The organism is Owariibacterium komagatae (genome assembly GCF_045865535.1).
GTDB classification, from domain to species: Bacteria; Bacillota; Clostridia; order Oscillospirales; family Ruminococcaceae; genus Ruthenibacterium; species Ruthenibacterium komagatae.
Genome location: NZ_AP031406.1, coordinates 473,809 through 498,325, shown reverse-complemented (window position 1 = coordinate 498,325; position 24,517 = coordinate 473,809). Strand labels below are relative to the sequence as shown.

The 24,517-nt window shown below is 51.1% G+C and carries 21 protein-coding genes and 1 other RNA gene; 18 read left to right on the top strand and 4 right to left on the bottom strand.

Annotation, left to right across the window (positions count from 1 at the left end; translation table 11 throughout):
• Positions 1–69 precede the first annotated feature (69 nt).
• The 6 genes from ACKTS9_RS02575 to gnpA all read left to right on the top strand — a co-directional run bounded on the left by ACKTS9_RS02575 (position 70) and on the right by gnpA (position 7,254).
• On the top strand, positions 70–1,434 hold the full coding sequence (locus ACKTS9_RS02575) for a carbohydrate ABC transporter substrate-binding protein (RefSeq protein ID WP_349214464.1): 1,365 nt from the start codon (positions 70–72) through the stop codon (positions 1,432–1,434).
• A gap of 144 nt (positions 1,435–1,578) precedes the next feature.
• Positions 1,579–2,469 carry a carbohydrate ABC transporter permease gene (locus ACKTS9_RS02570; RefSeq protein WP_349214462.1) on the top strand — a complete coding sequence of 297 codons (891 nt, stop codon included), beginning with the start codon at positions 1,579–1,581 and terminating at the stop codon, positions 2,467–2,469.
• 21 nt (positions 2,470–2,490) lie between these two features.
• A complete protein-coding gene (locus ACKTS9_RS02565; protein WP_349214460.1) occupies positions 2,491–3,387 on the top strand; it encodes a carbohydrate ABC transporter permease in 897 nt (298 codons plus the stop codon).
• A 12-nt stretch (positions 3,388–3,399) separates the two neighbouring features.
• Positions 3,400–3,600: a DUF6903 family protein gene (locus ACKTS9_RS02560; protein ID WP_349214458.1), complete on the top strand. Its 201-nt coding sequence runs from the start codon at positions 3,400–3,402 to the stop codon at positions 3,598–3,600.
• 82 nt (positions 3,601–3,682) lie between these two features.
• Positions 3,683–5,050 (top strand): sulfatase-like hydrolase/transferase, encoded by a 1,368-nt coding sequence (locus ACKTS9_RS02555; RefSeq protein WP_349214457.1) that lies wholly within the window; start codon positions 3,683–3,685, stop codon positions 5,048–5,050.
• A 35-nt stretch (positions 5,051–5,085) separates the two neighbouring features.
• The gene (gene gnpA, locus ACKTS9_RS02550; RefSeq protein ID WP_349214455.1) at positions 5,086–7,254 is read left to right on the top strand and encodes a 1,3-beta-galactosyl-N-acetylhexosamine phosphorylase; all 2,169 of its coding nucleotides are present in this window, start codon (positions 5,086–5,088) and stop codon (positions 7,252–7,254) included.
• Positions 7,255–7,329: 75 nt separating this feature from the next.
• Here the strand turns inward: gnpA and ACKTS9_RS02545 are convergent, their stop codons facing one another.
• Positions 7,330–8,109, bottom strand: coding sequence for a sulfite exporter TauE/SafE family protein (locus ACKTS9_RS02545; RefSeq protein WP_349214453.1), 780 nt, complete (start codon positions 8,107–8,109; stop codon positions 7,330–7,332).
• A 155-nt stretch (positions 8,110–8,264) separates the two neighbouring features.
• Here ACKTS9_RS02545 and ACKTS9_RS02540 point away from each other — a divergent pair, with 155 nt between their 5' ends.
• The 6 genes from ACKTS9_RS02540 (at position 8,265) to ACKTS9_RS02515 (ending at position 14,488) form a co-directional block, all read left to right on the top strand.
• Positions 8,265–8,921 (top strand): response regulator transcription factor, encoded by a 657-nt coding sequence (locus tag ACKTS9_RS02540; RefSeq protein ID WP_407878777.1) that lies wholly within the window; start codon positions 8,265–8,267, stop codon positions 8,919–8,921.
• A 15-nt stretch (positions 8,922–8,936) separates the two neighbouring features.
• A complete protein-coding gene (locus ACKTS9_RS02535) occupies positions 8,937–10,361 on the top strand; it encodes a sensor histidine kinase (protein WP_407878775.1) in 1,425 nt (474 codons plus the stop codon).
• A 26-nt stretch (positions 10,362–10,387) separates the two neighbouring features.
• On the top strand, positions 10,388–11,377 hold the full coding sequence (locus ACKTS9_RS02530) for a hypothetical protein (protein ID WP_407878773.1): 990 nt from the start codon (positions 10,388–10,390) through the stop codon (positions 11,375–11,377).
• A gap of 420 nt (positions 11,378–11,797) precedes the next feature.
• Entirely contained in the window at positions 11,798–12,517 is a 720-nt protein-coding gene (locus tag ACKTS9_RS02525) for an N-acetylmuramoyl-L-alanine amidase (RefSeq protein ID WP_349214442.1), read from the top strand.
• 395 nt (positions 12,518–12,912) lie between these two features.
• On the top strand, positions 12,913–13,473 hold the full coding sequence (locus ACKTS9_RS02520) for an RNA polymerase sigma factor (protein WP_407878771.1): 561 nt from the start codon (positions 12,913–12,915) through the stop codon (positions 13,471–13,473).
• Entirely contained in the window at positions 13,457–14,488 is a 1,032-nt protein-coding gene (locus ACKTS9_RS02515; protein ID WP_407878769.1) for a DUF4179 domain-containing protein, read from the top strand. The genes ACKTS9_RS02520 and ACKTS9_RS02515 overlap by 17 nt, the downstream gene beginning before the upstream one ends.
• A gap of 40 nt (positions 14,489–14,528) precedes the next feature.
• Here ACKTS9_RS02515 and ACKTS9_RS02510 read toward each other — a convergent pair whose 3' ends face one another.
• Positions 14,529–15,872 carry an MATE family efflux transporter gene (locus tag ACKTS9_RS02510; protein WP_349214449.1) on the bottom strand — a complete coding sequence of 448 codons (1,344 nt, stop codon included), beginning with the start codon at positions 15,870–15,872 and terminating at the stop codon, positions 14,529–14,531.
• 81 nt (positions 15,873–15,953) lie between these two features.
• Positions 15,954–16,293, bottom strand: an RNA gene (gene rnpB, locus ACKTS9_RS02505) — RNase P RNA component class A.
• Between the two features lie 173 nt (positions 16,294–16,466).
• Here rnpB and gdhA point away from each other — a divergent pair.
• The 6 genes from gdhA to rlmH all read left to right on the top strand — a co-directional run bounded on the left by gdhA (position 16,467) and on the right by rlmH (position 23,405).
• Complete coding sequence (gene gdhA / locus ACKTS9_RS02500) at positions 16,467–17,816, top strand: NADP-specific glutamate dehydrogenase (RefSeq protein ID WP_349214879.1); 1,350 nt, start codon at positions 16,467–16,469, stop codon at positions 17,814–17,816.
• A 65-nt stretch (positions 17,817–17,881) separates the two neighbouring features.
• A complete protein-coding gene (locus tag ACKTS9_RS02495; protein ID WP_407878766.1) occupies positions 17,882–18,778 on the top strand; it encodes an RluA family pseudouridine synthase in 897 nt (298 codons plus the stop codon).
• 125 nt (positions 18,779–18,903) lie between these two features.
• Positions 18,904–20,514 carry a M23 family metallopeptidase gene (locus ACKTS9_RS02490; RefSeq protein ID WP_349214877.1) on the top strand — a complete coding sequence of 537 codons (1,611 nt, stop codon included), beginning with the start codon at positions 18,904–18,906 and terminating at the stop codon, positions 20,512–20,514.
• Between the two features lie 258 nt (positions 20,515–20,772).
• Positions 20,773–22,056, top strand: a complete 1,284-nt coding sequence (locus ACKTS9_RS02485; protein ID WP_407878763.1) for a UDP-N-acetylglucosamine 1-carboxyvinyltransferase — start codon at positions 20,773–20,775, stop codon at positions 22,054–22,056.
• Between the two features lie 56 nt (positions 22,057–22,112).
• Positions 22,113–22,904, top strand: coding sequence for an MBL fold metallo-hydrolase (locus ACKTS9_RS02480; protein ID WP_407878761.1), 792 nt, complete (start codon positions 22,113–22,115; stop codon positions 22,902–22,904).
• A 15-nt stretch (positions 22,905–22,919) separates the two neighbouring features.
• Complete coding sequence (gene rlmH, locus ACKTS9_RS02475; protein WP_349214874.1) at positions 22,920–23,405, top strand: 23S rRNA (pseudouridine(1915)-N(3))-methyltransferase RlmH; 486 nt, start codon at positions 22,920–22,922, stop codon at positions 23,403–23,405.
• Positions 23,406–23,436: 31 nt separating this feature from the next.
• Here rlmH and ytvI read toward each other — a convergent pair whose 3' ends face one another.
• Complete coding sequence (gene ytvI / locus ACKTS9_RS02470; RefSeq protein ID WP_407878758.1) at positions 23,437–24,498, bottom strand: sporulation integral membrane protein YtvI; 1,062 nt, start codon at positions 24,496–24,498, stop codon at positions 23,437–23,439.
• Between the last annotated feature and the right edge of the window lie 19 nt (positions 24,499–24,517).

Genomic DNA, 24,517 nt, shown 5'->3' with positions numbered 1-24,517 from the left:
GAGCAGCAGAAAGAGTTTTTTAGGCTGCTGCTGAAAGAGCATGTTTTTGTTACATTAAGGAGGTAACCAATGAAAAAGTTTCTTGCACTTGCGTTGGCGCTGGGCCTGAGCATTTCCATGCTTACAGCTTGTGGCGGCAGCACGTCGTCTTCCACTGCAGCTTCTACTGCAGAGGGCTCCGGTTCTACTGCCAGCGCGTCTGGCGATTATGCTGGTCAGACTTTGAAAGTGGCCGCCATCGAGACTGCTTACGGCACCGAGATGTGGGAAAAGGTTGCTGCTGCGTTTGAAGAAAAAACCGGCGCGACCGTGGAACTGACCATGGACAAGAACCTGGAGGATGTCATCGATCCTCAGATGAAAGCCGGCGAGTTCTATGATGTCGTTCATCTGGCGGCTGGCCGTGAGAAAGCTCTTCCCGAAACCATGCTGAAAGAGAACGCCATCGAAGAAGTGACCGACGTGCTGAGCATGAACGTCCTGGGCGAGGATATGACCGTTGGCGAGAAGATTATCTCGGGCTTTACGGGCAACCTGACCACCAACCCCTATGGCGATGACAAAGTTTACATGATGCCCATGTTCTACAGCCCCTGCGGTTTGTTCTACAACAAAGCAAACTTTACTGAGGGCGGCGGCGATCTGGAACTGCCCACCACTTGGGATGAGTTCTTTGCTCTGGCAGATCAGACCGACATTCCTCTGTTCACTTATCCGGTGGCTGGCTATCTGGATGCCTTCACCTATGCGATGATGGCTGAAGTCGGCGGGCAGGAGTTCTTCAACAAAGCTCTGCAGTATGACGAGGAAGTGTGGAGCAGTGCTGAAATGGATCAGATGTTCGAAGTGCTGGGTAAGCTGGCTGAGAACACTAACCCTGCTACCACTTCTTATGCGAATAACGACAACTTCACCAAGAACCAGCAGATGATCCTGGACAACGAGGCCCTGTTTATGCCCAACGGCAACTGGGTAATCGGTGAGATGGCGGATGCTCCTCGCGCCGAAGGCTTTGAGTGGGGATTCATGGCTCTGCCTGCCATGGAAGAAGGCGGCGACCGTTACAGCTACACCTTCTTCGAGCAGTGCTGGATTCCTGCCGGTGCAGAGAATAAAGAACTGGCAAAAGTCTTTATGACCTTCCTGTACAGCGATGAAGCGGCCGACATCTTTGCTGAGGCTGGTGCCGTGCAGCCCATTACTGGCATGACCGACAAACTGTCTGATGACAACAAGGTTTACTACAGCGTGTACGACAATGGCGCGAAAGCAGCCATCGGTACGTTTGCTACCACCACTCCGGTTGAGGGTGTCAACATCAAGGAAGACGTTTGCTTCACCATGGATAGCGTTGTAAACGGAACCAAGACAGTGGACGACTGGAAAGCGGCTGTTCAGAAATCCTGCGCCGCACTGCGTGAGGCTCTGCAATAATCGAAAGAAATATTAAGGCGAACCGAATTGAACAAGGCGGCACGGTCTTGTGTCTGCCGCGTAGGTAATTAGGTAAACCGAGCGGTGAGCAGAAGGACAATGCCCTTTTGCTCACCGCTTTTTGAATGGATTGGAGATGGCATAATGCAAAAGAACAAGGCGCGCAGCCGGTTTATCGTAGCCTGCGTGGCTCCGGCGACCATATTGGCATTTATTTTCCTTGTAATCCCCACATTTAATGTTTTCCGTATGTCTCTCTTCAAATGGGGCGGATATTCTCCGAACCAAACATTTGTTGGGCTGGATAACTTTGTAACACTGTTTCAGGATGAGAACTTCTATCGTTCCTGCCGTAACAGCATCTTGCTGATCGTACTGGTCACAGTGGTGACAATTACGTTTGCGTTGCTGTTTGCTTCCTTGCTCACAAGGGAAAAACTGGTGGGTCAAAACTTTTTCCGCATTATTTTTTACATCCCGAATATTTTGTCTGTTGTTGTAATCAGTGCGATTTTCAGCGCGATTTACGATTCCAATCGCGGACTTTTGAATAACTTTTTGAGCCTGTTCCGTGGAGATGCAGATCCCATTTATTGGCTGGGTGATCAGAAACTGGTTATTTACAGCTTGGCCATTGCAATGGTATGGCAGGCGATTGGTTATTATATGGTCATGTATATGGCGAGTATGTCTGCCATTCCTGAAAGTTTGTACGAAAGTGCTAATCTGGAAGGCGCATCTCGCACGCGTCAATTTTTCTCCATTACGCTCCCGTTGATTTGGACCAATATCCGCACAACGCTTACGTTTTTCATCATTTCCAATATCAATATGAGCTTCCTGTTTGTTAAGGCAATGACCGGCGGCGGCCCGGATGGCGCGTCGGAAGTGTTCCTGAGTTATATGTACAAACAGGCTTACACGAACTCCACATACGGATACGGTATGGCGGTCGGCGTTGTGGTCTTTAGCTTCTCCTTCGCACTGGCTGCGATTGTAAATAAGGTCACCAAGCGCGAGCCGCTGGAATTCTAAGGGAAGGGAGTGTGCGATTCTATGAATAAGAGAGAAAAAATTGTGGGCGAAAAGACCGGCGCCGTCAGCAAAACAGTGATCTACATTATGCTGGTAATTCTGACGATCACCATTGTCATTCCTGTCGCGTGGGTCTTCATGGCCTCTGTAAAACAGAACTCTGAATTTTATGGCAACCCCTTTGCACTTCCGCAGGGATTTTATCTACAGAACTTTGTGGATGCCTGGACAAAGGCGCGTATGGGAGATTATTTCTTCACATCCGTTATGATCACTGCCATTGCGTTGGCTATTTTGCTGATTGTGGCACTTCCGGCGTCGTATGTCCTCAGCCGTTACAAATTCCGCGGCAGCAAGCTGCTGAACACCTGCTTTATGGCGGGGCTGTTCATCAACGTCAGCTACATTGTTGTTCCTATTTTCCTGATGTTTGTCTCCGGCGATAAAATTGTTAAGAGCATCTTTGGTCACAGCTTCTTTTTGAACAATCCGTTTATGGTTTCTGTGGTGCTGGCATCCACGACGTTGCCCTTTACCATTTATCTGCTGAGCAGCTATCTGGCAACACTTCCCAAGGATTATGAAGAGGCTGCTTATGTGGACGGCGCAGGCTATTTCACGACTATGGTACGCATCATTCTTCCGATGGCGAAACCCAGCATTATCACGGTGATTCTGTTTGAGTTCCTGGCATACTGGAACGAATATATCATCTCCATGACCATGCTGACTGACCCCAATGGTGCACGTACTCTGCCGGTTGGACTTTTGAACCTGATGAAAGCACAGAATGCAAAAGCGGAATATGGTCAGATGTATGCCGGCATGGTAATGGTCATGATCCCGACGCTGATTCTGTATATGTGCGTTCAGAAAAAATTGACGCAGGGTATGACACTCGGCGGTTTGAAGGGTTAAGGAGGCGCTGATATGAACGAATATACGCGTAAAAAAGTAAAAATTGCGGTCGGTTTGGTAGCGCTTGTTCTTTGCCTGGTTTTGGTCGTTTTCGGACATAATTTTGGCTCTTCTGGCACTTTGTCTACCGGAATCGCTGGTTTGGGAATTGAACTGGTCGGTCTGGCTGGCGTATTGGTGCTTTTGGGAATCTATAACAAAGGCTACAAATAAACAGACAAGGGCGCTCTGCCTCCTGGCGGAGGGGGCGCCCCATTTTTTGCGGCTGTGCTAAAGCCGCAGGGAGCGAGTAAATATGGCAAGACCCAATATTATTTTCTATTTTTCCGACCAGCAGCGTTGGGATACGCTGGGGTGCTATGGCCAAAAACTTCCGGTGACGCCCAATTTGGACGAGCTGGCAAAAGAAGGCACCCGGTTTGAAAATGCATTTACCTGTCAGCCGGTTTGTGGCCCGGCTCGAGCTTGTTTGCAAACGGGAAAATATGCTACTCAGACCGGATGCTACATCAACGGAATTGCGCTTCCGTTCGGCAATGTAAAAACGTTGGCACAGTGCTTTAACGAGGCGGGATATGCAACGGCTTATGTAGGAAAGTGGCATCTGGCAACGGATCGTCCCCAAGGCCTGAATTACGAGACGAGCGCGATCCCGCAGGACCGCCGCGGCGGCTACAAAGACTACTGGATGGCATCTGATGTTTTGGAATTTACAAGCCATGGATACAACGGATATGTTTTTAATGCAGACAACGAACGAGTACCGTTTACGGGATATCGTGCAGACTGCATCAATGACTTCGCCATTGATTTCCTGCATACCCGAAAAGGAAATTCCGAGCCGTTTTTCCTGTTTGTCAGCCAGATTGAGCCGCATCATCAAAATGACCGCCGACGTTATGAGGGTCCGGATGGAAGCAAGGCGAAATTTGCGGATTTTGAAGTTCCGGGAGACTTGAAAGCATATTCCGATGCGCATGCGGATGGGACGGATATCAGTAACTGGAAAGAAAATTATCCGGATTATCTCGGCTGCTGCCACAGTTTGGACTATAATGTAGGACGTCTGGTAGATACATTGAAAGAGCAGGGAATGTGGGAAAATACCATTTTGGTGTACACAGCGGATCATGGCAGCCATTTTATTACGCGTGGAATTGAGGCGGAGTATAAACGAACTTGTCATGATGCATCTATTCATATTCCGCTGATTGTAACAGGACCCGGTTTCGAAGGCGGAAAGACCGTTGAGCATGTGGTCAGCCTGCTGGATTTGCCTGCCACATTGCTGGATTGTGCCGGAATTAAAAAGCCGGATGAGTTTCAGGGACGCAGCCTGCGGCCGCTGGCCCAGAATCCTCAGATGGAGTGGGAAGACGTGGCGTTTATGCAGATCAGTGAAAGCCGCGTAGGACGTGCGATTCGCACCCCGGAGTACACCTATTCCGTGCGTGCGGAGGGCGATGGATATGCCGTGTCAGGCAGCGATGTTTACTATGAAGAGTTCTTCTATGTGCTGAAGGATGACCCCTATCAGCAGAATAATTTGGCTGCAGACCCGGCCTGGGCACAAAAGCGGGCCCAGTTGGCAGAGATTTTAAAGCAGAAAATGCTGCAGGCAGGAGAAGCGGCACCGGAAATTCGTCCCTGGAAACAGTGGTGAATAAAAAATTAGAACTGCCCGTAAGGAGGCAACTTATGAGTGATAAAAAATTGACTGGTCGTGTTACGATCCCGACCAACCTGGACATTGTGCCGGAGACGATTGATATTTTGAAACGCTGGGGTGCGGATGCGATCCGTGATTGCGACGGAACGGAGTTCCCCGAAGAACTGACGAAGGTGGGGGCAAAAATTTATTCCACCTATTACACCACACGAAAAGACAATGCCTGGGCAAAGGCGAATCCGGATGAAGTGCAGCAGTGCTACATCATGACAGGCTTTTACACCGCTACCGGCGGCAAGCTGGAGATTCCTCTGATGAAGGGGATTTCCAGCGAGTTGATGGAGGTCAATACCCGCGATGATATCAAGCGTTGGTGGGAAGTCATCGACCGCACAGCGGGCGAAGTAGTCCCCACAGATGCATGGTCTTACAATGAGGAAAGCGGTTGTGTGGAAATTCCGGCACCGGCGGCCTTCCATGATTATACGGTCAGCTTTCTGGCATACCTGATTTGGGATCCTGTTCATATGTATAATGCGGTGACCAACAATTGGCAGAATTTTGAGCATCAGATTACATTTGACGTGCGTCAGCCCAAAACGCACAAGTTCACGATGGAGCGCCTGCGCAAATTTATTGCTGAGCATCCCTATGTGAATGTGATTCGCTATACGACGTTTTTCCATCAGTTCACATTGATGTTCGATGAACTGAAAAGAGAAAAATATGTGGACTGGTATGGCTATTCTGCTTCCGTGTCACCGTATATCCTGGAGCAGTTCGAAAAGGAAGTAGGCTACAAATTCCGCCCGGAATACATTATCGATCAGGGATACTACAACAACCAGTACCGTGTCCCGTCCAAGGAATTCAAAGACTTCCAGGCCTTCCAACGCCGTGAAGTGGCGAAACTTGCCAAGGAAATGGTAGACATCACCCACGAACTGGGCAAAGAGGCGATGATGTTCCTGGGCGACCACTGGATTGGAACGGAGCCGTTTATGGATGAGTTCAAGTCCATTGGACTGGATGCAGTGGTGGGAAGCGTGGGCAATGGTTCCACATTGCGCCTGATCAGTGATATTCCCGGGGTCAAGTACACGGAAGGCCGTTTTCTGCCGTATTTCTTCCCGGATACCTTCCATGAGGGTGGAGATCCTGTAAAAGAAGGCAAAGAAAACTGGGTCACAGCCCGCCGTGCCATTCTGCGTAAGCCCATTGACCGCATTGGCTATGGCGGATATTTGAAGCTGGCATTGGAGTTCCCGGAGTTTATTGATTATATTGAAAGCGTATGTGATGAGTTCCGCGTTCTGTATGAAAATATTAAAGGTACAACGCCTTACTGCATCAAAACAGTAGCCGTTTTAAACAGCTGGGGTAAGAGCCGCAGCTGGGGATGCCATATGGTGCATCATGCTTTGTACCAGAAGCAGAATTACAGCTATGCGGGCGTTATTGAAGCGCTGTCCGGCGCTCCGTTCGATGTGAAATTCATCAGCTTTGATGATATTAAGGCGGATCCGAACTTGCTGGATTCCATCGACGTGTTGATCAACGTGGGTGATGCGGACACGGCACACACAGGCGGATCGATTTGGGAAGACGCCGATGTGGTATCTGCCATCAAGGGATTTATTCATCGCGGCGGTGGTTTCATTGGTGTGGGTGAGCCTGCCGGTCACCAGTATGAAGGCCGTTTCCTGCAGCTTGCGGGTGTGATGGGCGTTGAAAAGGAAACGGGCTTTACACTGAACTACGATAAGTATAACTGGGAAGAGCATCCTGAGCATTTTATCCTTGCAGACACAACCAAGCCGGTTGATTTTGGCGAAGGCAAAAAGTCGATGTATGCTTTGGAAGGCGCACAGGTACTTGTGCAGAGAGACAAGGAATTGCAGATGGCAGTCAATGAGTTCGGTAAAGGGCGTTCCGTTTACATCAGCGGCCTTCCGTACAGCTTTGAGAACAGCCGGATTCTGTACCGGTCTATCTTGTGGGCGACGCACGACGAGCAGGAACTGCACAAATGGTTCTCTTCCAACTTCAATGTTGAAGTGCATGCTTATGTAAAGAATGGCAAATATTGTGTTGTGAACAATACCTATGAACCGCAGAGCACGACGGTTTACACTGGTGACGGGTCTTCGTTTGAGTTGAATCTGGAAGCCAATGAAATTCGTTGGTACGAAATCTAAAAAAAGAGGCCGCTTTCGCGGCCTCTTTTTTGTATAAAAACAGCCGGCAGCGCTTTTTGCGCTGCCGGCTGTTTTTCAGCTGTATTGAAATACGTTGTAAAGACTGATGCCCATAATAATGACCATCAGGCAAAGGAAGAGTTTGTCCACGGCCTTGTTGTCCATTTTTTTGTTGAACACACGCCCCAGCATGCCGCCGCCGATGCCGCCGGCAACCATTAAAATCAAACTCAGCCAGGAGAAGGGCGGAACACTGCCGGTGATCAGTGTGGAAGCCAGGCTGGTAATCTGGCTGATGAGGATCACATACAAACTGTTTTGCGCTGCGGTTTTGGTGTCCATAGAAAAGAAGAAGTAGAATACGACCAGATTGATGGGACCGCCGCCGATGCCGAGAAAACTGGACATGATTCCCAAGGCCAATCCGATAGCGAGGCACACCCATAAATTGAAAATTTTGCGAGTGTGAATGCGGGCTTTGAACAGCGTGTAAAGCATGGTAGCCAGCGTAATCAAAAAAAGACAGAGGGCCTGGACGGCGCCGGCCGTCTCCTGCATGGATGCGCTGATGACACTGAACATCTGTTTTCCGGCCACGCCGCCAATCGCCGCACCGATGGCCAAAGGCGTGCCAATCTTCAGGTCAATTTTGCTTTCTCCGGCACGCATGGATTTTGTGACGGAATAGCAACTCATAGCCAACACCGTACATCCGGACAGAAAGCTGATGGTGGCAACGCTGTCCAAATGGAACAGATCCAGGGATGGTTTGATGATGACGCCGCCGCCAATGCCGCAAATCGCTCCGGCGATACTGGCAAGGAGACTGATGATAAAATATGCGATTACTTGCACGGTGAGGACACCTTTCTTCAAAATCATTTCATTTTTAAGTGTATCACAAAGGGGGCGAAAAGGAAACCGGTTTTGACGGCTTTCGTGTGGCAGAATGTGTTTTGGCTATAACTCTGTAACAAAAATGATTATAATGGGGTGCGGGAGGGATTGAGATGGCTAAAATTTTGATTGCGGAAGACGAAAAAACAATCAATGAACTGATACGGCGCAACTTGAACCTGGTGGGGCATCAGTGTGTACAGGCCTTTGATGGATGGGAGGCATTGGAGGTGTGTCGCACGCAATCTTTGGATCTGGCACTTGTAGATGTGATGATGCCCAAAATGGACGGATTTCAACTGAAGCGGGAATTGCCCGAAACGCTTCCGGTGATTTTTGTAACGGCGAAATCGGGACTGTCGGATCGTCTGGCCGGGCTGGGGCTTGGTGCGGATGATTATATTGTAAAACCGTTTGAGATTTTGGAGCTTCTGGCCCGGGTGGAAGCCGTTTTAAGAAGGACACACGCCCAGCAGAGAAACTTTGAAATCGGAGAGTGCCGTATTGATCTGGATACGCGACAGGTTTGGCGCAAAGACGAAGAAATCTCATTAAAACCGCAGGAGTTCTCGTTGCTGGATGTGTTGATTCGCAACCGGAATTTAGCACTCAGCCGTGAAAAACTTCTGGAATTGGCTTGGGGGTTTGACTACGAGGGAGATACACGCACAGTAGATGTTCATGTACAGCGCCTGCGCAAAAAGCTGGGACTTGAACAACAAATCGAGACGGTCTATAAATTGGGGTATCGTCTGAATGACAAAAAGTAAGGAGCGGGAAGACGCGTGAAATTTTGGCAGAAGGCATATGTTTTGACGCTGGCGCTGTTTTTTGTGACTTTGTGCGGCAGCATTGCCGCCTTGGGGCTCATCAGCCAAAATCAAAGTTTTGAGTCGGAATGCGGGAAGCTGCTCGTGCAGCAGCACGCGACCGCGCAAAGCTTTGTCACAGATGCTGCTGCGGTGCAGGCGCGGCGCCCGGCGGCCCTAGCGCAGTTGGCACGCAACTATGCAGCGCAGCAGCAAGGCGGCTTGAAAGTACAGCAAGGGGAAAATGTCTGGGCGGATACGCTTCCCGCACCGGATGCCGAACTGCCGGATCCGCCTGCACAGGGGCAGCGGGTTCATACGGTGCGTATCTCGGAAGGACGGCATTATCTGTATGTAGCGGCGCGACTGCCCGGCCCGCCGGAGAAAATGACGATGATTTGCGCGTATGACATGGAACCGTTTTTTGAGCAATGGGCGCAAACCTGGCGGACTTTAGTGCTGGCGGGTCTGGCCGTATTGGCTTTTTTGGCGGTGGCACTGTACCTCGTTTTGCGGGGGCTTTCGCGCCCCATGGAACGGCTGGCGGCAGTAGCCGGCCGTTTAGCGCAGGGCGATTATAGCGCTCGCAGTGAGCAGCAGGGAAAGGATGAAGTAGGACAGTTGGCCCGGGCGCTGGATGAAATGGCGGATCAGGTGCAGAAAAATATTGAAAAATTGGAACAGTCGGCACAACGCAAGCAGCAGCTGGTGGACAATATGGCGCATGAATTGCGCACGCCGCTGACGGCCATCGGCGGATATGCGGAATATGTTCAAAGGGCGGAACTTTCTGAGAAAGAGCGCTACGAAGCAACTTCTTACATCGTTGACGAAACGCGGCGGCTGGCAGCCATGAGCGAACGGCTGCTGCAAATGGCGGCTTTGCGAGGTGAAAGGGCTGTCTGTGCGCCTGTGGATGTTTCTCTCTTGTTGGAATCTGTCTTTTCCACCATGCGCTCCAAGGCGCGGGAACGTCAAATAAATTTGCAAGTTAAATCCTCTTTTACGGGAACCATTCAAGGAGAAAAAGTCCTTCTGGAAAGCCTCCTGATCAACCTGACCGACAATGCATTGAAAGCCTGCGCGCCGGGCGACATTGTGGAATTAGGGGCAGAGCATACGGGAAATTACATTCGCCTTTGGGTGAAAGATACAGGGTGTGGGATGGATCAAGAAACCATACAGCGCCTGGGAGATCCGTTCTTTCGGCCGGATAAGGCGCGCAGCCGGGAACAGGGCGGGGCAGGACTGGGGATCAGCCTCTGCCGCGCCATCGCAGCGGCCCACGGCGCCCATCTGCGATTTGAGTCGACGCCCGGAGAAGGGACGATTGCGTCCGCATTTTTTACAAGTTCGCAATCTGCTGATGAAAACGCTGTAATACCCAGGGAACATACTTGATTCAAAAGAAAGGAGGTTGCTTTCGGATGAAATGCAGCAAAGGAAAAAGGGGAATCGTGCTGGGATGTATGTTACTGGTGGTGGGCTTGTCTGCGTGCAATGCTTCGGACGCGGTCGTTACCAGTGACGATTTGCAGCCCAGCAGCAATGTGGAGGCTGCACTGGCACAACAAGCTGGCGGCGGCCAGAATTATCAGTATGTCTGGATGGCAGAAGACGTGGATGCAACGATGGAGCAATATCGGATTGCATATACGCAGAAACTGGATGAAATGTTCAAAGACGCACAGTCGGGAGAACAGGTGACGCAGGAAGAATATAGTTACGATGATTATAAAGCGGCAGTGGAAGAGGAACTGGAGTTTGTTCGCCAGGAGCTGGAAGAAGAGCATCTGCTGGACCCCGTGGTCAGTGCGCAGGAAGCGGCTAATTTGGCAGGACGCATTTTGGAAGAAAATTACGGGATTGATTTATCACAGAGAGAACTGCGCCTCAGCTGTGCAAATGGCCTGGTAAACAATACAGAACGCCTTCAATGGCGCGCCATTTTGGACGAAGATGCAGATGGATCGTTGTTCAGCTCATCCGCCGCCAGTGTGATGCTGGACGCCACAACCGGAGAAATTGTGGTGGCAGAGTATTACCCGTCGGCGGAAGAGTATGAGGACATGCGCAGCAATCTTCCGGCTTGTTATCGCACGGCGGAAGATCCGGATGTGGAGGGAGTCTATGGCTTTTACGATGTGGAGGATCCGTCTTTTCCGCAATTCCGGAAAAATATTGCCGAACAGATCCGCGCGTCTCTTACGCAAAGTGTTCTGGCAGAGGGCGCTGCTGTGAGCGACATTGAGGTGAGTACAACGGATGGCGCTGTAAAAAATGAGTATCTTTCGGTATCAATTACTTACGACAATGGGAACACGGCGCTTTTGACGATGCTTCAGCCTTACGTATGTGTTTCGGAATATCCTTTGCGAGGCTTTCAGTATGGAAATCTTTCGTACGGCAAGGCCTAGAGTACGACCGGTTTACAGGACACTGCAAGAGTTTGTATGAGTTGATTTTTGTGCGTTCTTCTCTCCCGCTGGAAAATCTTTTTTAAGTTTTTTTAAGAATTTTTTGATACAATATCGACACATCTTCGGGTTATAATCAAACTTGCAAAGAACGGGGGGAAGAGAATGCGGGATCAATACAGTGGCGCACCAAGTACACGAAGGCGCCCGACCGCTTCCAGACAGGCGGCAATACATCGCAGGCGAATGGCTGCGGCAAGAAGGCGCCGTCGCCGAAGAAGAATGCTCATCAGCGCTTGCGCTTTACTTGTTGTTTTGATGACGGCGTTTCTTTTGAAAGGAGTTTTCCAAAAGGAGGAATTGCAGAGTTCTACTTCACAAGCGGATTGGGATTCAACCTCTCAGGAGAGCGATGGGACGATGATCTACGGGGAAGCACAGGACTCGGACGGGCATACACAGCCGGTTGCCTCTTATGAGTTTCAGACATCACCGCCCTATGTAGTGGCACTGGATGCCGGACATGGCGGATCGGATGTAGGAGCGGAAGGCGTGATTCAGGAAGTAGAGCTGACAGAGAGAACAGTGGATGACCTGTTTGCCCTGCTGGAACAGGACCCCAATTATACACCGGTTCGCTGTCGTGAGAATGGGGAAAATGCAACCAGTGGAGAGCGGGCTTTGAAAGCGGCTGAAGCAAAAGCCAGCCTTCTTTTGTCCATTCATGGCAATTCTGATCCGTATTCTGAAGATTCCTATGGGTTTGAGTGCTATCCGCAGCCGCCGGGACGCGTTCACCATGAAAGCGCATTGAGCTTTGCGCAGGCCATCGCCAGCCAATTTGGCGAGGCAGGGCAACGTCTGCGGGGCGAGAACGGTGTTCGCTATATTTATTATCAGGGAAGCGAAGAGACCGGATACGAAAAACAAGTGGTTGAGATCTCCGATGATTCGGTTCATGAAGAGGAGACATTCGGTTTGCTGGAAAAAGCTTCCTGCCCCGCCGTACTTGCAGAGCAATGTTTTGTGACCAGTCCTTCGGATGTCAGCGCATGGGGCAGTGAGGCGGGCTGCCAGGCCGCCGCCGAATGCTATTATCGTGCAATTTGTGCATTTTTTGGTACAACACCAATTGTTTAACAAAAAGAACACTCGCAAAGCCGGGGTGACATAAGAAAACGGCGGTTAAGCCCCGAAATTTTGACGCATGAAACGCAGAAAGCGGTCCTGCAAGCAATTTGCTTGCAAGACCGCTTTTTTGTTCTTTTCCTCAAAATTTCGGGGCGCAACTGCTTGCACCGGGAAGGCGTCCCTTTTGATGCGGATGTAAGGAAAAACACCGAAGGCACCCTTTGTGGTTGTCGAGGCGGTTTGACGATGCAGCCGCGCAAAAGGGGCTCCTTCCCGGCGTCGTTTTCTTACGGAACCCCGGCCAAAGCGGGTGTTCTTTTTTTGCGTTTGTGAAACCGGTCGGTGATTTGGTGCGTATAGAAAGGTGAAACATGTTTCGAAGAAGGCGAAAAGGAAGTGAGGCCTTGGAGAAGGAAACTTTGCTTGTACAGCTTCAAAAACGGGATGAAGCTGCGCTGGAAGAATTGATTGAACAATACGGCGGTTGGGTTACAGCAACGGTTCGTGCAGCTGGCGCCGGCCTTCTGGAAGCACCGGATGTGGAAGAAGCTGCCGCAGAAACCTTTTTAAAGCTGTGGAATGCAGCGTCGAATATTGACCTTGCCAAGGGGTCGTTGAAATCCTATCTTGGCGCAGTTGCACGGAATGAGGCGCGCAGCCGGGTACGTGCCCTTCGTCCGGTACTGCCTATGGAAGAAGATTTTCTCTCGCAGGCGGATGAACAGTTACAACAGCACCTTGAACGAAAAGAACAGAGTGCGATCATACGGAAGGCACTGGACTTTCTGGAGCCGGTTACAAAAGAAATCTTTCTGCGCTACTATTACCAGCGGCAAAAGGTGGCCGAGATTGCCGAAGAATTGGGCATGAACCCGTCCACTGTCAAAAGTCGACTGGCAAGAGGCCGGGATGTGCTGCGCAGAGCTTTGCAGGAAAGGGGAATATCGCATGAAGACGTGGTTTGATTGGATGGATGATTGCTATGTGCCTGCTGTAACGGAAATATCGGATGCACAGACAACGCAGAGAATAAAAGCAAGAGTGCAGGAGCGTTTGGCAGTTCAGACGCATCGTGCAAAGCGTTTTTCATTCCGCCGGGTGGCGGTTCTGGCGGCAGCTGCGGCGCTGGCAGTGTGCATTGGTGTGGGAGCGATGGCTACATCAGTGTTTCCCTGGGACGGTGTGTTTGGAACGTTCTTCGGTGCTGGTGCGCAGAGCCAAGCTGCTTCTCTGGGCATGCCCGGTGAGGGGTTGGCGCTCAGTGCGTCAAATGGAGGGTGTACGCTGACTCTGGAAGGGGTACTGTTTGACGGGGAGCAGATGTACTTGCCGTTGACGCTGACAATGGAAGACGAAACACCGGATCCAACTCTGTCTTATTATGCAATGGGGCAGACGGCGGGCGGTGAAAGCGGTGCTTCCCGCGTGCTGGAAGATGAAAATCTGAGCGATCATTCCGTCAAATTGATGTGTACGCTTCAGGGGGGCAATTGGCAAAGCGGGGACACCATTACCTGGAATATTCAATACCTTTATGCCACCCGCCCAATGGAGAACGGAACGGAGGTAGCTTGGGAAAAAGAGGGGAATTGGAGTTTCACTTTTAAAGTGCCCCAAGCCGAGCAGGTGCAGGCGCAGATGGTTTCGGCGGGAACATCCGAGCCGGTGACGGGAGTTTTGATAGCGCAGATTCGTCTTACTCCAATGCGGGTGACGGTGGTGTTTGACGGCCTGCCGGAGGAGGCCGGTGTGCGTGACACGCTCAGTGAGGCACAAATCATTTTGACATTATCCGATGGAAGTACATGCACCATGGGAACTTTCGAAGAGGAGGTGCGCGCGGCGCAGGGGAGTATCGACGAAAAAACCTCTCCCATTGATGGTGCTTATTATGAGGTGAGCTGTGAGTACGGTGAATTTATCGCTCCGGATGAAGTGGAAGCGGTCTCCATCAACGGTCTTCAAATTCCAATTGAATAAAAAAACAGAGGCGGATTGCAGATCCGCCTCTGTTTTGGTTTTATAAGTATCGTCTCAGCCAATCACCTTTTTTGAAATACAGGAACATCAAAATCGAGCTGATGCCCCAGGTGAGCGTGTAGCCGAGGAAGACAAACTGAATGATGTGCGCCACGGAAAGGGAGCCGAGTACCCATGCCATGCGTAAAAAACACCAGCAGAAAATCATGATGATCATGGGAACGGTGGTGGCGCCGGCGCCGCGCACGATACCGGTCAGTGTGTGTGTAATACTGAGGAAAAAGTATCCGGGAACCAGCACCTGCATCATGGAAACGCCATAATGGACAACTTCCGGTTCACTGTTGAAAATGGAAATGACCGGTTCTGCAAACAAAAGAAGAAAAACACTGACGCAGAATGTGGAAGTGAGCGTCAGGGCCGTGCCGGTTTTGGCGGCGCGGCGGACGCGGTCGATTCGGCCTGCGCCGATGTTTTGCCCCGTGAAAGTCGTAAGAGACATCGAAAAGCTCATAAGTGGAAGAATGGCAAACCCGTCGATTTTCGTATAGGAACTGCAGCCGGCCATTGCCACGGCGCCGAAGCTGTTGATGGAGCTTTGCATGATCAGGTTGGAAAAGGAAATCACCGCGTTTTGCATACCGCCGGGAAGACCGATTTTGACAACCTGTTCAAGCACATCTTTGTGAATGCGGATTCGCCGCAGGTATACCCGATGATCGCCTTTGGCTGCCATCAGCCAGAGAAGCGTCAGAACGGCGCTGACTGCCTGTGCAATCAAGGTGGCCCAGCCCACACCGGCAATGCCCATGTGAAACTGTGTTACAAAGAGAACATCCAGAATAATGTTTAAAACGGACGATACGATCAGAAAATACAAAGGGGTCTTGGAGTCGCCGATGGCCCGTAGAATACCGCTTCCCATATTATAAATAAGTACGGCCAGAAGCCCCATGAAATAGATGCGCAGATAAAGAACGGCGTTGCTCATGACCTCGTCCGGCGTTCCCATCAGTTCCAGAATCCAAGGGGAAAGCGCAACACCCACGATGCTCAAAAGAATGCCGCATACAAATGCCAGAGCCATGGATGTGTGGACTGCGTGGGATACACCGTTTTGATCGCGCGCGCCAAAGCAGCGGGAGATGACCACGCCGGCGCCGGTTGCAAGGCCGGAGAAGAAACCGACCAGAAGATTGATGAGAGGGGCGCTGGAACCTACGGCTGCCAGTGCGTTGCTTCCAATGTAGTTCCCAACCACAATGGAGTCCACCGCGTTGTAAAGCTGCTGAAACAGATTTCCCAGCAAAAGAGGCAGCGCAAACAAAAGAATGGTTTTCCAAATAGGGCCTTCTGTCATTAATCCTTTGACCTGCTTGTCCATTTTACTTACCACCTTGTTTCGTCAGAATTTCACCAGCGACATGGAAGGCGGCGGTGCCATGGCACCGCCGCCTTCCATGTCCAAACGACCAAACCGTAAGCCGGGTTCTGTATTAAACGACGATCTATCTAGACTGTACGTTGCCGCACAGCTCAAGCCACCTCCGAGGACACGCAGGGAGACGTATCGTCCTCATACGGGTGTTGCTCCTGGTAGGGTTTACAGAGCCGCGCAAGTCACCAAGCGCGCTGGTGCGCTCTTACCACACCTTTCCACCCTCACCGGCCTAAAAAGGCAGGCGGTCTATTTCTGTTGCACTATCCCTGGGGTCACCCCCGGCTGCCGTTAGCAGTTACCATTCCCTTGTGGAGCCCGGACTTTCCTCAAGACAAAACTGTCTCGCCGCCGTATGTTTTGCTCATTTGGACATATTCAGTATAACACACTCCGTCTTCTTCGTCAATTTGGGGGATTTTCTTTGTAAATAATGTGATTTTACTTGAATCAACAGAAAAAAGTGATTATAATTTTTTCCATAAGAGCAGAAATGCGCAATTTGGCGTGTTGCTCTATGGAATAAAGGGGGAAAAGGAAATGTTCAAGAACGAGTATTTGCAGAAAGTCTATGCAGAAGTTGAGGCTCGCAATGCCGGCGAAAAAGAATTTTTGCAGGCAGTGCGCGAAGTGCTGGAGAGCCTTGAAGTCTATGTGGAAAAGCACCCCGAACTGGAACAATGGGGCGTTTTGGAGCGCCTGGTTGAGCCGGAGCGCTTTATTCAGTTCCGTGTGTCCTGGATGGACGATGCGGGAAAGGTCCACGTAAACCGCGGTTACCGTGTGCAGTTCAATTCTGCCATTGGTCCCTACAAGGGCGGCCTGCGCTTGCATCCTTCCGTCAACGCCTCGGTTATCAAATTTCTTGGATTTGAGCAGATCTTCAAAAACAGCCTGACCGGTCTGCCCATGGGCGGCGGCAAAGGCGGTTCTGATTTTGACCCGAAGGGGAAATCCGATGCAGAGATCATGCGTTTCTGCCAGAGCTTTATGACAGAACTGAGCAAACACATCGGTCAGTTCACAGACGTGCCCGCGGGCGACATCGGCGTCGGCGCGCGTGAAATCGGCTATATGTTCGGACAGTACAAACGTCTGCGCAACGAGGTTACGGGTGTTCTGACAGGCAAGGGCCTGGCTTACGGCGGCAGTCTGGCACGTACAGAGGCCACTGGTTACGGCTTGTGCTATTTCACCGAAGAGGCTCTGAACTGCATGAAGAACGACAGCTTCCAGGGCAAGACAGTCGTGATTTCCGGCTCCGGCAACGTGGCGATTTTTGCGACGGAGAAAGCTACGCAGCTGGGCGGCAAGGTCGTGGCTTTGTCGGATTCCAACGGCTACATTTACGATAAAGACGGAATCAACCTGGATCTGGTCAAGGAGATCAAGCTTGTGCGCCGCGGCCGCATTAAAGAGTATGTGAATCAGGTGCCGAGCGCAGAATATCATGAAGGCTGCTCCGGCATTTGGAGCATTCCGTGCGATATTGCGCTTCCCTGCGCAACGCAGAATGAGATTGATGAAGCCAGCGCGAAACTGCTGGTAGCCAATGGCTGCAAAGTGGTTTGCGAGGGCGCCAACATGCCGTCTACTCCGGAGGCGATCAATGTCTATCTGGAGAATGGCGTTCTGTATGGACCGGCGAAAGCTGCCAACGCGGGCGGCGTGGCGACCAGCGGTTTGGAGATGAGCCAGAACTCCCTGCGCCTGTCCTGGACATTCGAGGAAGTGGATGAGCGCCTGAAAGGCATTATGAAGAACATTTTCCACAATGCGTTTGACGCTTCCAAGGCCTGCGGCGTGGAAGGCAATCTGATGGTCGGCGCCAATGTGGCCGGCTTCATCAAAGTGGCGGATGCGATGCTGGCGCAGGGCATTGCGTATTGATTTTTCATTGCGGTCAAAGGCAGCCTGATTTTTCGGGCTGCCTTTTTCTGTTAGGTGGTGAGTGTTTGAAACTTCAATTTGAGGTGCGTGCGGAAGAAGACGGACTGCTTTTGCGTGATTTTTTGCGGCTGAAAAAGGTGTCGGCAGGGTTGCGCTCTGCAGTCAAGCGCGATTGCGGCTTTTTTCGGAACGGAAACGTTGTTTATACAAATGAACATGTTCGGCAGAATGACTGCATTTCCTTTTGTCTTCCGCCGGAGAATGCCGGCAGCGTAACTCCACAGGATATACCGCTTTCAATCGTTTATGAGGATGAACAGGCGATGGTGCTGGATAAGCCGGTAGGACAGGTGGTTCATCCCACGCTGGGGTATTCGGACGGGACGCTTGCCAATGCTTTCTGCGGCGAGATGAAACGGCGTGGCAACCAGATCCCATTTCGGCCGTTCAATCGAATTGACCATGGAACATCCGGGCTGGTTTTGTGTGCCATGAATGCCTATGCGGCGCCGATTCTGGCAGAAAGCTGCCAAAAGGTCTATTACGCAGTTATTGAGGGGCATCTTTCGTGCACAGAAGGTGTGATTGATGCACCAATCGCGCGATGTCGGGATTCCATCGTCAAACGGGAAGTGGCTGGCAGCGGTAAACTCAGCCGGACGGAGTATACGGTTTTGTATGAGTCCGAACGGTTTACGCTGGTGCGCTGCATTCCCGTGACGGGAAGAACCCATCAGATTCGCGTCCATTTCTCCTGGCTGGGCCATCCGCTTGTTGGAGACGATTTTTATGGTGCAAAAACAGCTTTGGGACGCCCGGCGCTTCACTGCGGTGAGGTGACATTTTCTGTGTTTCGGCAGGTTCATGTTCGTCGGCGGCTTCCCCGGGATATGCAGTCCCTGTTTTTTGAAACAGCAAATTTAGGACGGGAAAATTGGCTTTTTGATGCACATGACTTGTAAAGGATCTGTGAAAAACACAGGGTGAATCGCTTTTTCGGGTTGCGTGTCCCTCTTTTTCGTGTATAATAGAATAGTTACAGATTCGTTTGAGCTGAAAGACAAAAGCGGAAAAGGAGGCTCCGACGTTGAAGAGACAGTGGAAGCGTTATTTCCGCGATGGGGAAGTTTCACCTCGCGCGGTTGCGCATTTACTGGGAAACCTGTTCTACGACACAGGCTATCATACAGAGTATTTTTTTATTCGCTTCACAAGAGGCGTTCGTCATATTTTACATGGCATTGCCGGCGTATTTGTTTGGGTTTTCACCCTGCTGGGCAGTTTGCTGAAAGCTTTTTTCGGCACGATTCTGGAGGATGTTCTCGCCCCCTGGAAACAGATCAGCCAGGGAATGCACAACCTACGCACGATGATGCGGCAGGAGAGAGAAGCCGGCTCACAGGATGTGGCCCAGAAAGGGTGGCAGTATTTTAAGCGCGGCGTGCGCGCATACCGGGATTTGATCTGGAACGCGCTGGCTTACTTAATGCCCTTGGGAGCTACGGCAATTCTGGTTTTCACGGTATACACGGTCCTGAGTTATACATTTGCGCTCTCGGTGGAGTACAACGGCCAGATGGTCGGGTTTATAGAGAACGAAACAGTGTATGAAAATGCCCAGAATCTGGTGCAGCAGCGTCTCCAGGCTGACGCGGACCGTTCCGAGTGGGAAGGCGAGGCGACCTTCACCATTTCTGTAGTCAGCGAAGCGGCCTTGTCGGATCAGGCGGAACTGGCCAACCGCATCATTGCCACTTCTTCACAAAAATTTGTGGAGGCAACCGGCGTGATGGTCAACGGTACGCTGGTGGGCGTGACACAGGACAGCGAACTGGTGAACGAGGCTTTGGAACAGGCGCAGGCGCCCTACCAAAAGCCGGATCAGTCCGATTGGAGCGTGCGGTTCCGTCATGAGGTTGAGGTGATTCCGGGCCTTTACTTCACCGATACGTTAATTTCCGGGCAGGAACTGGTCAATCGACTGACAGGGGCGGCTCCGTTTACGCTGGCAGGCGGGGAGTCGATCACGATGAACTGTCTGGAAGTACAGCAGGTACAGCGGATCACCTATCAGGAAGAGATTCCCTATGAAACCGTCACAAGTCAGTCGGCAGAACTGACATGGGGTGACGAGGTGATTCAACAGGCGGGCGTCGCAGGTCAGCAGATTGTGACGGCGGATGTTGTTTACGACATGAACGGCGTGGAACTGCAGAAAGTGGTCCTCTCGCAGGAAGTAATCTCAGAGCCGGTCACCGAGGTGATTTTGTACGGCACCCTGAACCAGTACGGCGGCGCTGTGGGCGAGCCCGGCGACGGCAACTTTATCTGGCCGGTGCCTGGCTACAGCGGAATTTCCCGCGGCATGGGTTATGGCCATCGCGGCGTGGACATTACGGGGGCTTACGGTACGACCATTGTGGCTGCGGATAACGGTCTGGTTGAGATTTCCGAGAATGGTGCAGGTACCTCCAACTGGAGTTACGGCTTGTTCGTAAAAATCGACCACGGAAATGGTTACACCACGCTGTACGCGCACTGCTCAGAGCTTTTGGTTTCGGAAGGCGAGTATGTGGTGAAGGGACAGCCCATTGCCCGAATGGGATCGACCGGCAACTCCTCGGGTAACCATTGCCACCTTGAATTTACAGAAAACGGCGTATTGACGAATCCGTATCGTTTTGTCACACCGCCATAAAATTTTGAATCTGCGCCGCAGGAAACTGTCTGTGGCGCAGATTTTTCTGTATAATACTCAAACTGTATTTGCAAAATGAGTGTGTGTGCGCTATAATATTAAAAGCGTGTCTTCAGAGACGCTGAGGATGATTTTTGGCAAAAACCGTTAAAAATGAAAATCGGCTTTTATTTTCTGCAAAAGGCGTGTATACTAAAAGAGTTGTGACATGCCCGCGGTTTGGGCCGGAATTTGCTTCTCAAAGGAGAGTCTTGACGAGTGAAGAAATTTGTCATTCACGGTGGGAAACCGCTGGTGGGCGAAGTGGAGATCAGCGGTGCGAAGAATGCGGCTGTAGCGATTCTTCCCGCGACCATTCTGGCGGCCGATAAATGCATTATAGAGAACCTGCCCAGCATCAGCGATGTGGGGGCGTCTGTAGATATTTTGAGCGCGATGGGTGCGCAGGTGAGAATGCTGGACAAGCACTCTCTGGAAATTGATACGACTCATTTGCACGGAACCAGCGTGCCGGATGATTTGTCCCGTGCCATGCGTGCATCCTACTATTTTCTGGGAGCTCTTCTGGGACGTTACGGCCGCGCGACGGTTGCGATGCCTGGCGGCTGTGATCTTGGCCCCCGCCCGATTGATCAGCATCTGAAAGCTTTTTCTGCATTGGGCGCGAAAGATGCCGTGGACAACGGGATGATTGATGTGCGAGCGTCTCATCTGGTGGGCGAAGAGGTCTTTTTTGACACGGTTTCTGTCGGCGCTACCATCAATGCGATGTTGGCAGCGGTCATGGCAGAGGGTATGACTGTGCTGGAAAATGTGGCAAAAGAGCCGCATATCGTGGACGTGGCCAACTTTTTAAACACAATGGGTGCGGATGTGCGCGGCGCTGGTACGGATGTGATTAAAATTCGCGGCGTCAAGAAAATGCACGGATGCACATATTCCATCATTCCCGATCAGATTGAGGCGGGAAGCTATATGGTCGGCGCGGCCATCACAGGCGGCAATGTACTGATTAAGAATGTCATTCCCAAGCATCTGGAGCCCATTACTTCCAAACTGGAGAAGGCGGGCGCGGTGATTGAGGAATTTGACGATTCCGTGCGCGTCAGCCGGACTGGCGATTTGGAGCCTCTGAACGTGAAGACTATGCCTCATCCGGGTTTCCCGACGGATATGCAGCCTCTGGTATCGGTGCTCCTCACACTGGCCAAAGGAACATCCATTATCACAGAGGGCATTTGGGAAAACCGCTTCCGTTATGTGGACGAGTTGGCCCGCATGGGAGCAAATATTCAGGTGGCAGGCCGTGTGGCGGTCATTGAGGGTGTAGCTGAGCTGCAGGCGGCGCCTTTGCGTGCGCCGGATCTGCGTGCAGGTGCAGCACTGGTGATGGCGGCCCTGGCGGCTGACGGTGTTTCGGAAATCGAAGACATCGGTCATATCGAACGCGGGTATGAAGATATTGTGGAAAAATTGCAAGGGCTGGGCGCGGACATCAAACGAGTGGAACGCCCTGCGAACAATATGCGAAAAGTAATTTGATAAGCGGAAAAATCCTTCGGTTTCTGACCGAAGGATTTCTTTCTGAAAGGAGATCTATGGCTCGATTCACAACGCTCTATTCCGGCTCGTCCGGAAACAGTGCATTTATTGAAGAGAATGGCCGTTACCTGCTGGTTGATATGGGAAAAAGCTGCCGCACGACGCTGGCGGCGTTGAAAACATTGGGCGTTTCTCCGCTGGATCTGCAGGGAATCCTGGTCACGCATGAACATTCGGACCATGTCAGCGGTTTGAATGTGTTTTTAAAAAAATATCCAGTGCCGGTATATGCAAGCGCGGCGACGCTGGATGTTTTGGAGGAGCGAGGTGTCCTTCCGGAGCGTGTGGACGGGATTGCGGTAGATGGCCGGGAAGAGGAGATCGGCGGATTTACTGTGCAGAGTTTTTCCACAAGTCATGATTCAGTCGACTGCTGCGGTTACCGCATTCTCACACCCTCGGGGAAGGCTGTGGCCATTGCGACGGACCTTGGCTTCATCAGCGATGAGGTGATGGCTAACTTATACTGTGCGGATGTAGTGGCGCTCGAATCCAATTATGATCTCAATATGCTGATGTCGGGCCGTTATCCCTATTATTTAAAAATGCGCATTGCATCGGAGAGAGGCCATTTGTGCAACGATGAATGTGCCCAGACGATTCTTCGTCTGATGAAAGCCGGATGCAAAAACTTCAGTCTGTGTCATATCAGCCAGGAAAATAATACGCCGGAGCTGGCGCTGGCAACGCTTCAATGTGTGCTTGCGGCGCAGCAATTCGTGCCGGATGAAAAAACAAGGGTTTTGGCAGCTCGAAGGCACGAGATCTCGCCGGTCATCGAATTTTGAAGGAGAGAAATACTTATGCAGTCGATCACGTTGATTGCCCTTGGAAAATTGAATGCAGATTACTTTCGCGCGGCTGCGGCTGAATATCAAAAGAGACTTTCCGGGTTCTGCAAGCTAAATGTCGTGGAACTGCCGGAGGAGCCGATTCGTGAAAAGAACGCTTCCGAAGCGGTGATTGAAAAAGCTTTGGAGAAAGAGGCAAAGGCGATTTTGAGCCACGTTCAGCGGCCGGGGGTTTTGGTGGCGCTGTGCATTGAAGGGCGCCAAATCAGCAGTGAAGAACTGGCGGATTTTTTAGCACGGCAGGCAGTCGGCGGGGCAGGCAGCGTTACATTTGTCATTGGCTCTTCACACGGCTTGTCTCCGCTTGTGAAAAAAAGCGCTGATTTCAGCCTTTCCATGAGCAGGATGACATTTCCGCATCAGTTTGCCCGTGTGATGCTTTTGGAACAGCTGTACAGGGCTTTTTCCATTCAGGCAGGCAAAAAATATCATAAATAAAAGAAGGCCGGGAATCCGGCCTTCTTTCTTATTACAAATCGCCTGAACGGTGAAGCTGCACCATGATTGTAACTGCGATGGGGACGCCGAACAATCCGACGATTCCAAACAGATAAGAACCCACAAACATACACATCAATGTGACGAGCGGATAGAGGCCGATCTGGTTGCCTACAACACGGGGTTCCAGCGTTTGGCGCACGATAGTGATGATCGCGTATAACACAAGCAGACCGATTCCAAGAGGGAAGTTTCCAAGCAGCAGATTGACAACACCCCAGGGGATCAGAATCGTCCCGGTGCCAAGAACCGGCAAAATGTCGACAATGGCAGTTCCGGCGGCGATCAAGATTGCGTAATCGATGCCGAGAAGCGACAACCCGATGCTGACTTCCACAAACGTAAGAAACATCAAAATGGCATATGCTTTGGCAAATTTGAGGAGAACGTCGATACCATGTTCTTTGATTTTAAAGAGTACCTCTTTGCCGCGCGGCGGAATCAGCCGTACGATGAATGCGGTGATTTTGTAATAGTCCACCACGCAGAAAAAAGATGAAATGATCGTGATCAGAAAACTCACCAGAAATGCCGGAAGAGAACTGGCGGCGTTGGTTGCGATTGTAAGAGCGGCCGAAGAGATTGCGGCAATCAAATTGCCAAGCCCGTCATTCATGCTTTCGCCGATGCTTGCAATCACATCACGTGTGGATTCGTCGAATCCCTCCAGAAAGTCGAGAAGCATATTCTGAATGGAGGTGAGTGCCGGATCGATGACATTGCTGTAAAGGTTCGGCAGCATTTTGAAGGCCTCCCGCAGAAAAATGACAGCCCTGCTTCCCAGAACAATTAAAAGCGTAGTGAGTAAAATATAAAATACGATCAGTGTTAAAATGGCAACGAGCCGACGCTTTTTATGCGTTTTTTCGGAAATTTTGTTGATGAGAGGCTTCAGAAAAAAGGCAATCAGAAATCCCACCATGAAAGGCAGCAGGATTGGAACCACATACTTCAAGACAATGAAGATAAGTGCAAGAATAATACAATAAAAAACAAACCGTATGATGAAGGTGCGCATTTTTTCAGTAGACATGAGAGGTTCTCCTTTTTGA

What these genes read in the sequence shown, in the direction of transcription:
- ACKTS9_RS02575 (WP_349214464.1), top strand. Translation starts at nt 70, where the DNA reads ATGAAAAAGTTTCTTGCACTTGCGTTGGCGCTGGGCCTGAGCATTTCC.
- ACKTS9_RS02570 (WP_349214462.1), top strand. Translation starts at nt 1,579, where the DNA reads ATGCAAAAGAACAAGGCGCGCAGCCGGTTTATCGTAGCCTGCGTGGCT.
- ACKTS9_RS02565 (WP_349214460.1), top strand. Translation starts at nt 2,491, where the DNA reads ATGAATAAGAGAGAAAAAATTGTGGGCGAAAAGACCGGCGCCGTCAGC.
- ACKTS9_RS02560 (WP_349214458.1), top strand. Translation starts at nt 3,400, where the DNA reads ATGAACGAATATACGCGTAAAAAAGTAAAAATTGCGGTCGGTTTGGTA.
- ACKTS9_RS02555 (WP_349214457.1), top strand. Translation starts at nt 3,683, where the DNA reads ATGGCAAGACCCAATATTATTTTCTATTTTTCCGACCAGCAGCGTTGG.
- gnpA (WP_349214455.1), top strand. Translation starts at nt 5,086, where the DNA reads ATGAGTGATAAAAAATTGACTGGTCGTGTTACGATCCCGACCAACCTG.
- ACKTS9_RS02540 (WP_407878777.1), top strand. Translation starts at nt 8,265, where the DNA reads ATGGCTAAAATTTTGATTGCGGAAGACGAAAAAACAATCAATGAACTG.
- ACKTS9_RS02530 (WP_407878773.1), top strand. Translation starts at nt 10,388, where the DNA reads ATGAAATGCAGCAAAGGAAAAAGGGGAATCGTGCTGGGATGTATGTTA.
- ACKTS9_RS02525 (WP_349214442.1), top strand. Translation starts at nt 11,798, where the DNA reads ATGATCTACGGGGAAGCACAGGACTCGGACGGGCATACACAGCCGGTT.
- ACKTS9_RS02515 (WP_407878769.1), top strand. Translation starts at nt 13,457, where the DNA reads ATGAAGACGTGGTTTGATTGGATGGATGATTGCTATGTGCCTGCTGTA.
- ACKTS9_RS02510 (WP_349214449.1), bottom strand. Translation starts at nt 15,872, where the DNA reads ATGGACAAGCAGGTCAAAGGATTAATGACAGAAGGCCCTATTTGGAAA.
- gdhA (WP_349214879.1), top strand. Translation starts at nt 16,467, where the DNA reads ATGTTCAAGAACGAGTATTTGCAGAAAGTCTATGCAGAAGTTGAGGCT.
- ACKTS9_RS02480 (WP_407878761.1), top strand. Translation starts at nt 22,113, where the DNA reads ATGGCTCGATTCACAACGCTCTATTCCGGCTCGTCCGGAAACAGTGCA.
- rlmH (WP_349214874.1), top strand. Translation starts at nt 22,920, where the DNA reads ATGCAGTCGATCACGTTGATTGCCCTTGGAAAATTGAATGCAGATTAC.
- ytvI (WP_407878758.1), bottom strand. Translation starts at nt 24,498, where the DNA reads ATGTCTACTGAAAAAATGCGCACCTTCATCATACGGTTTGTTTTTTAT.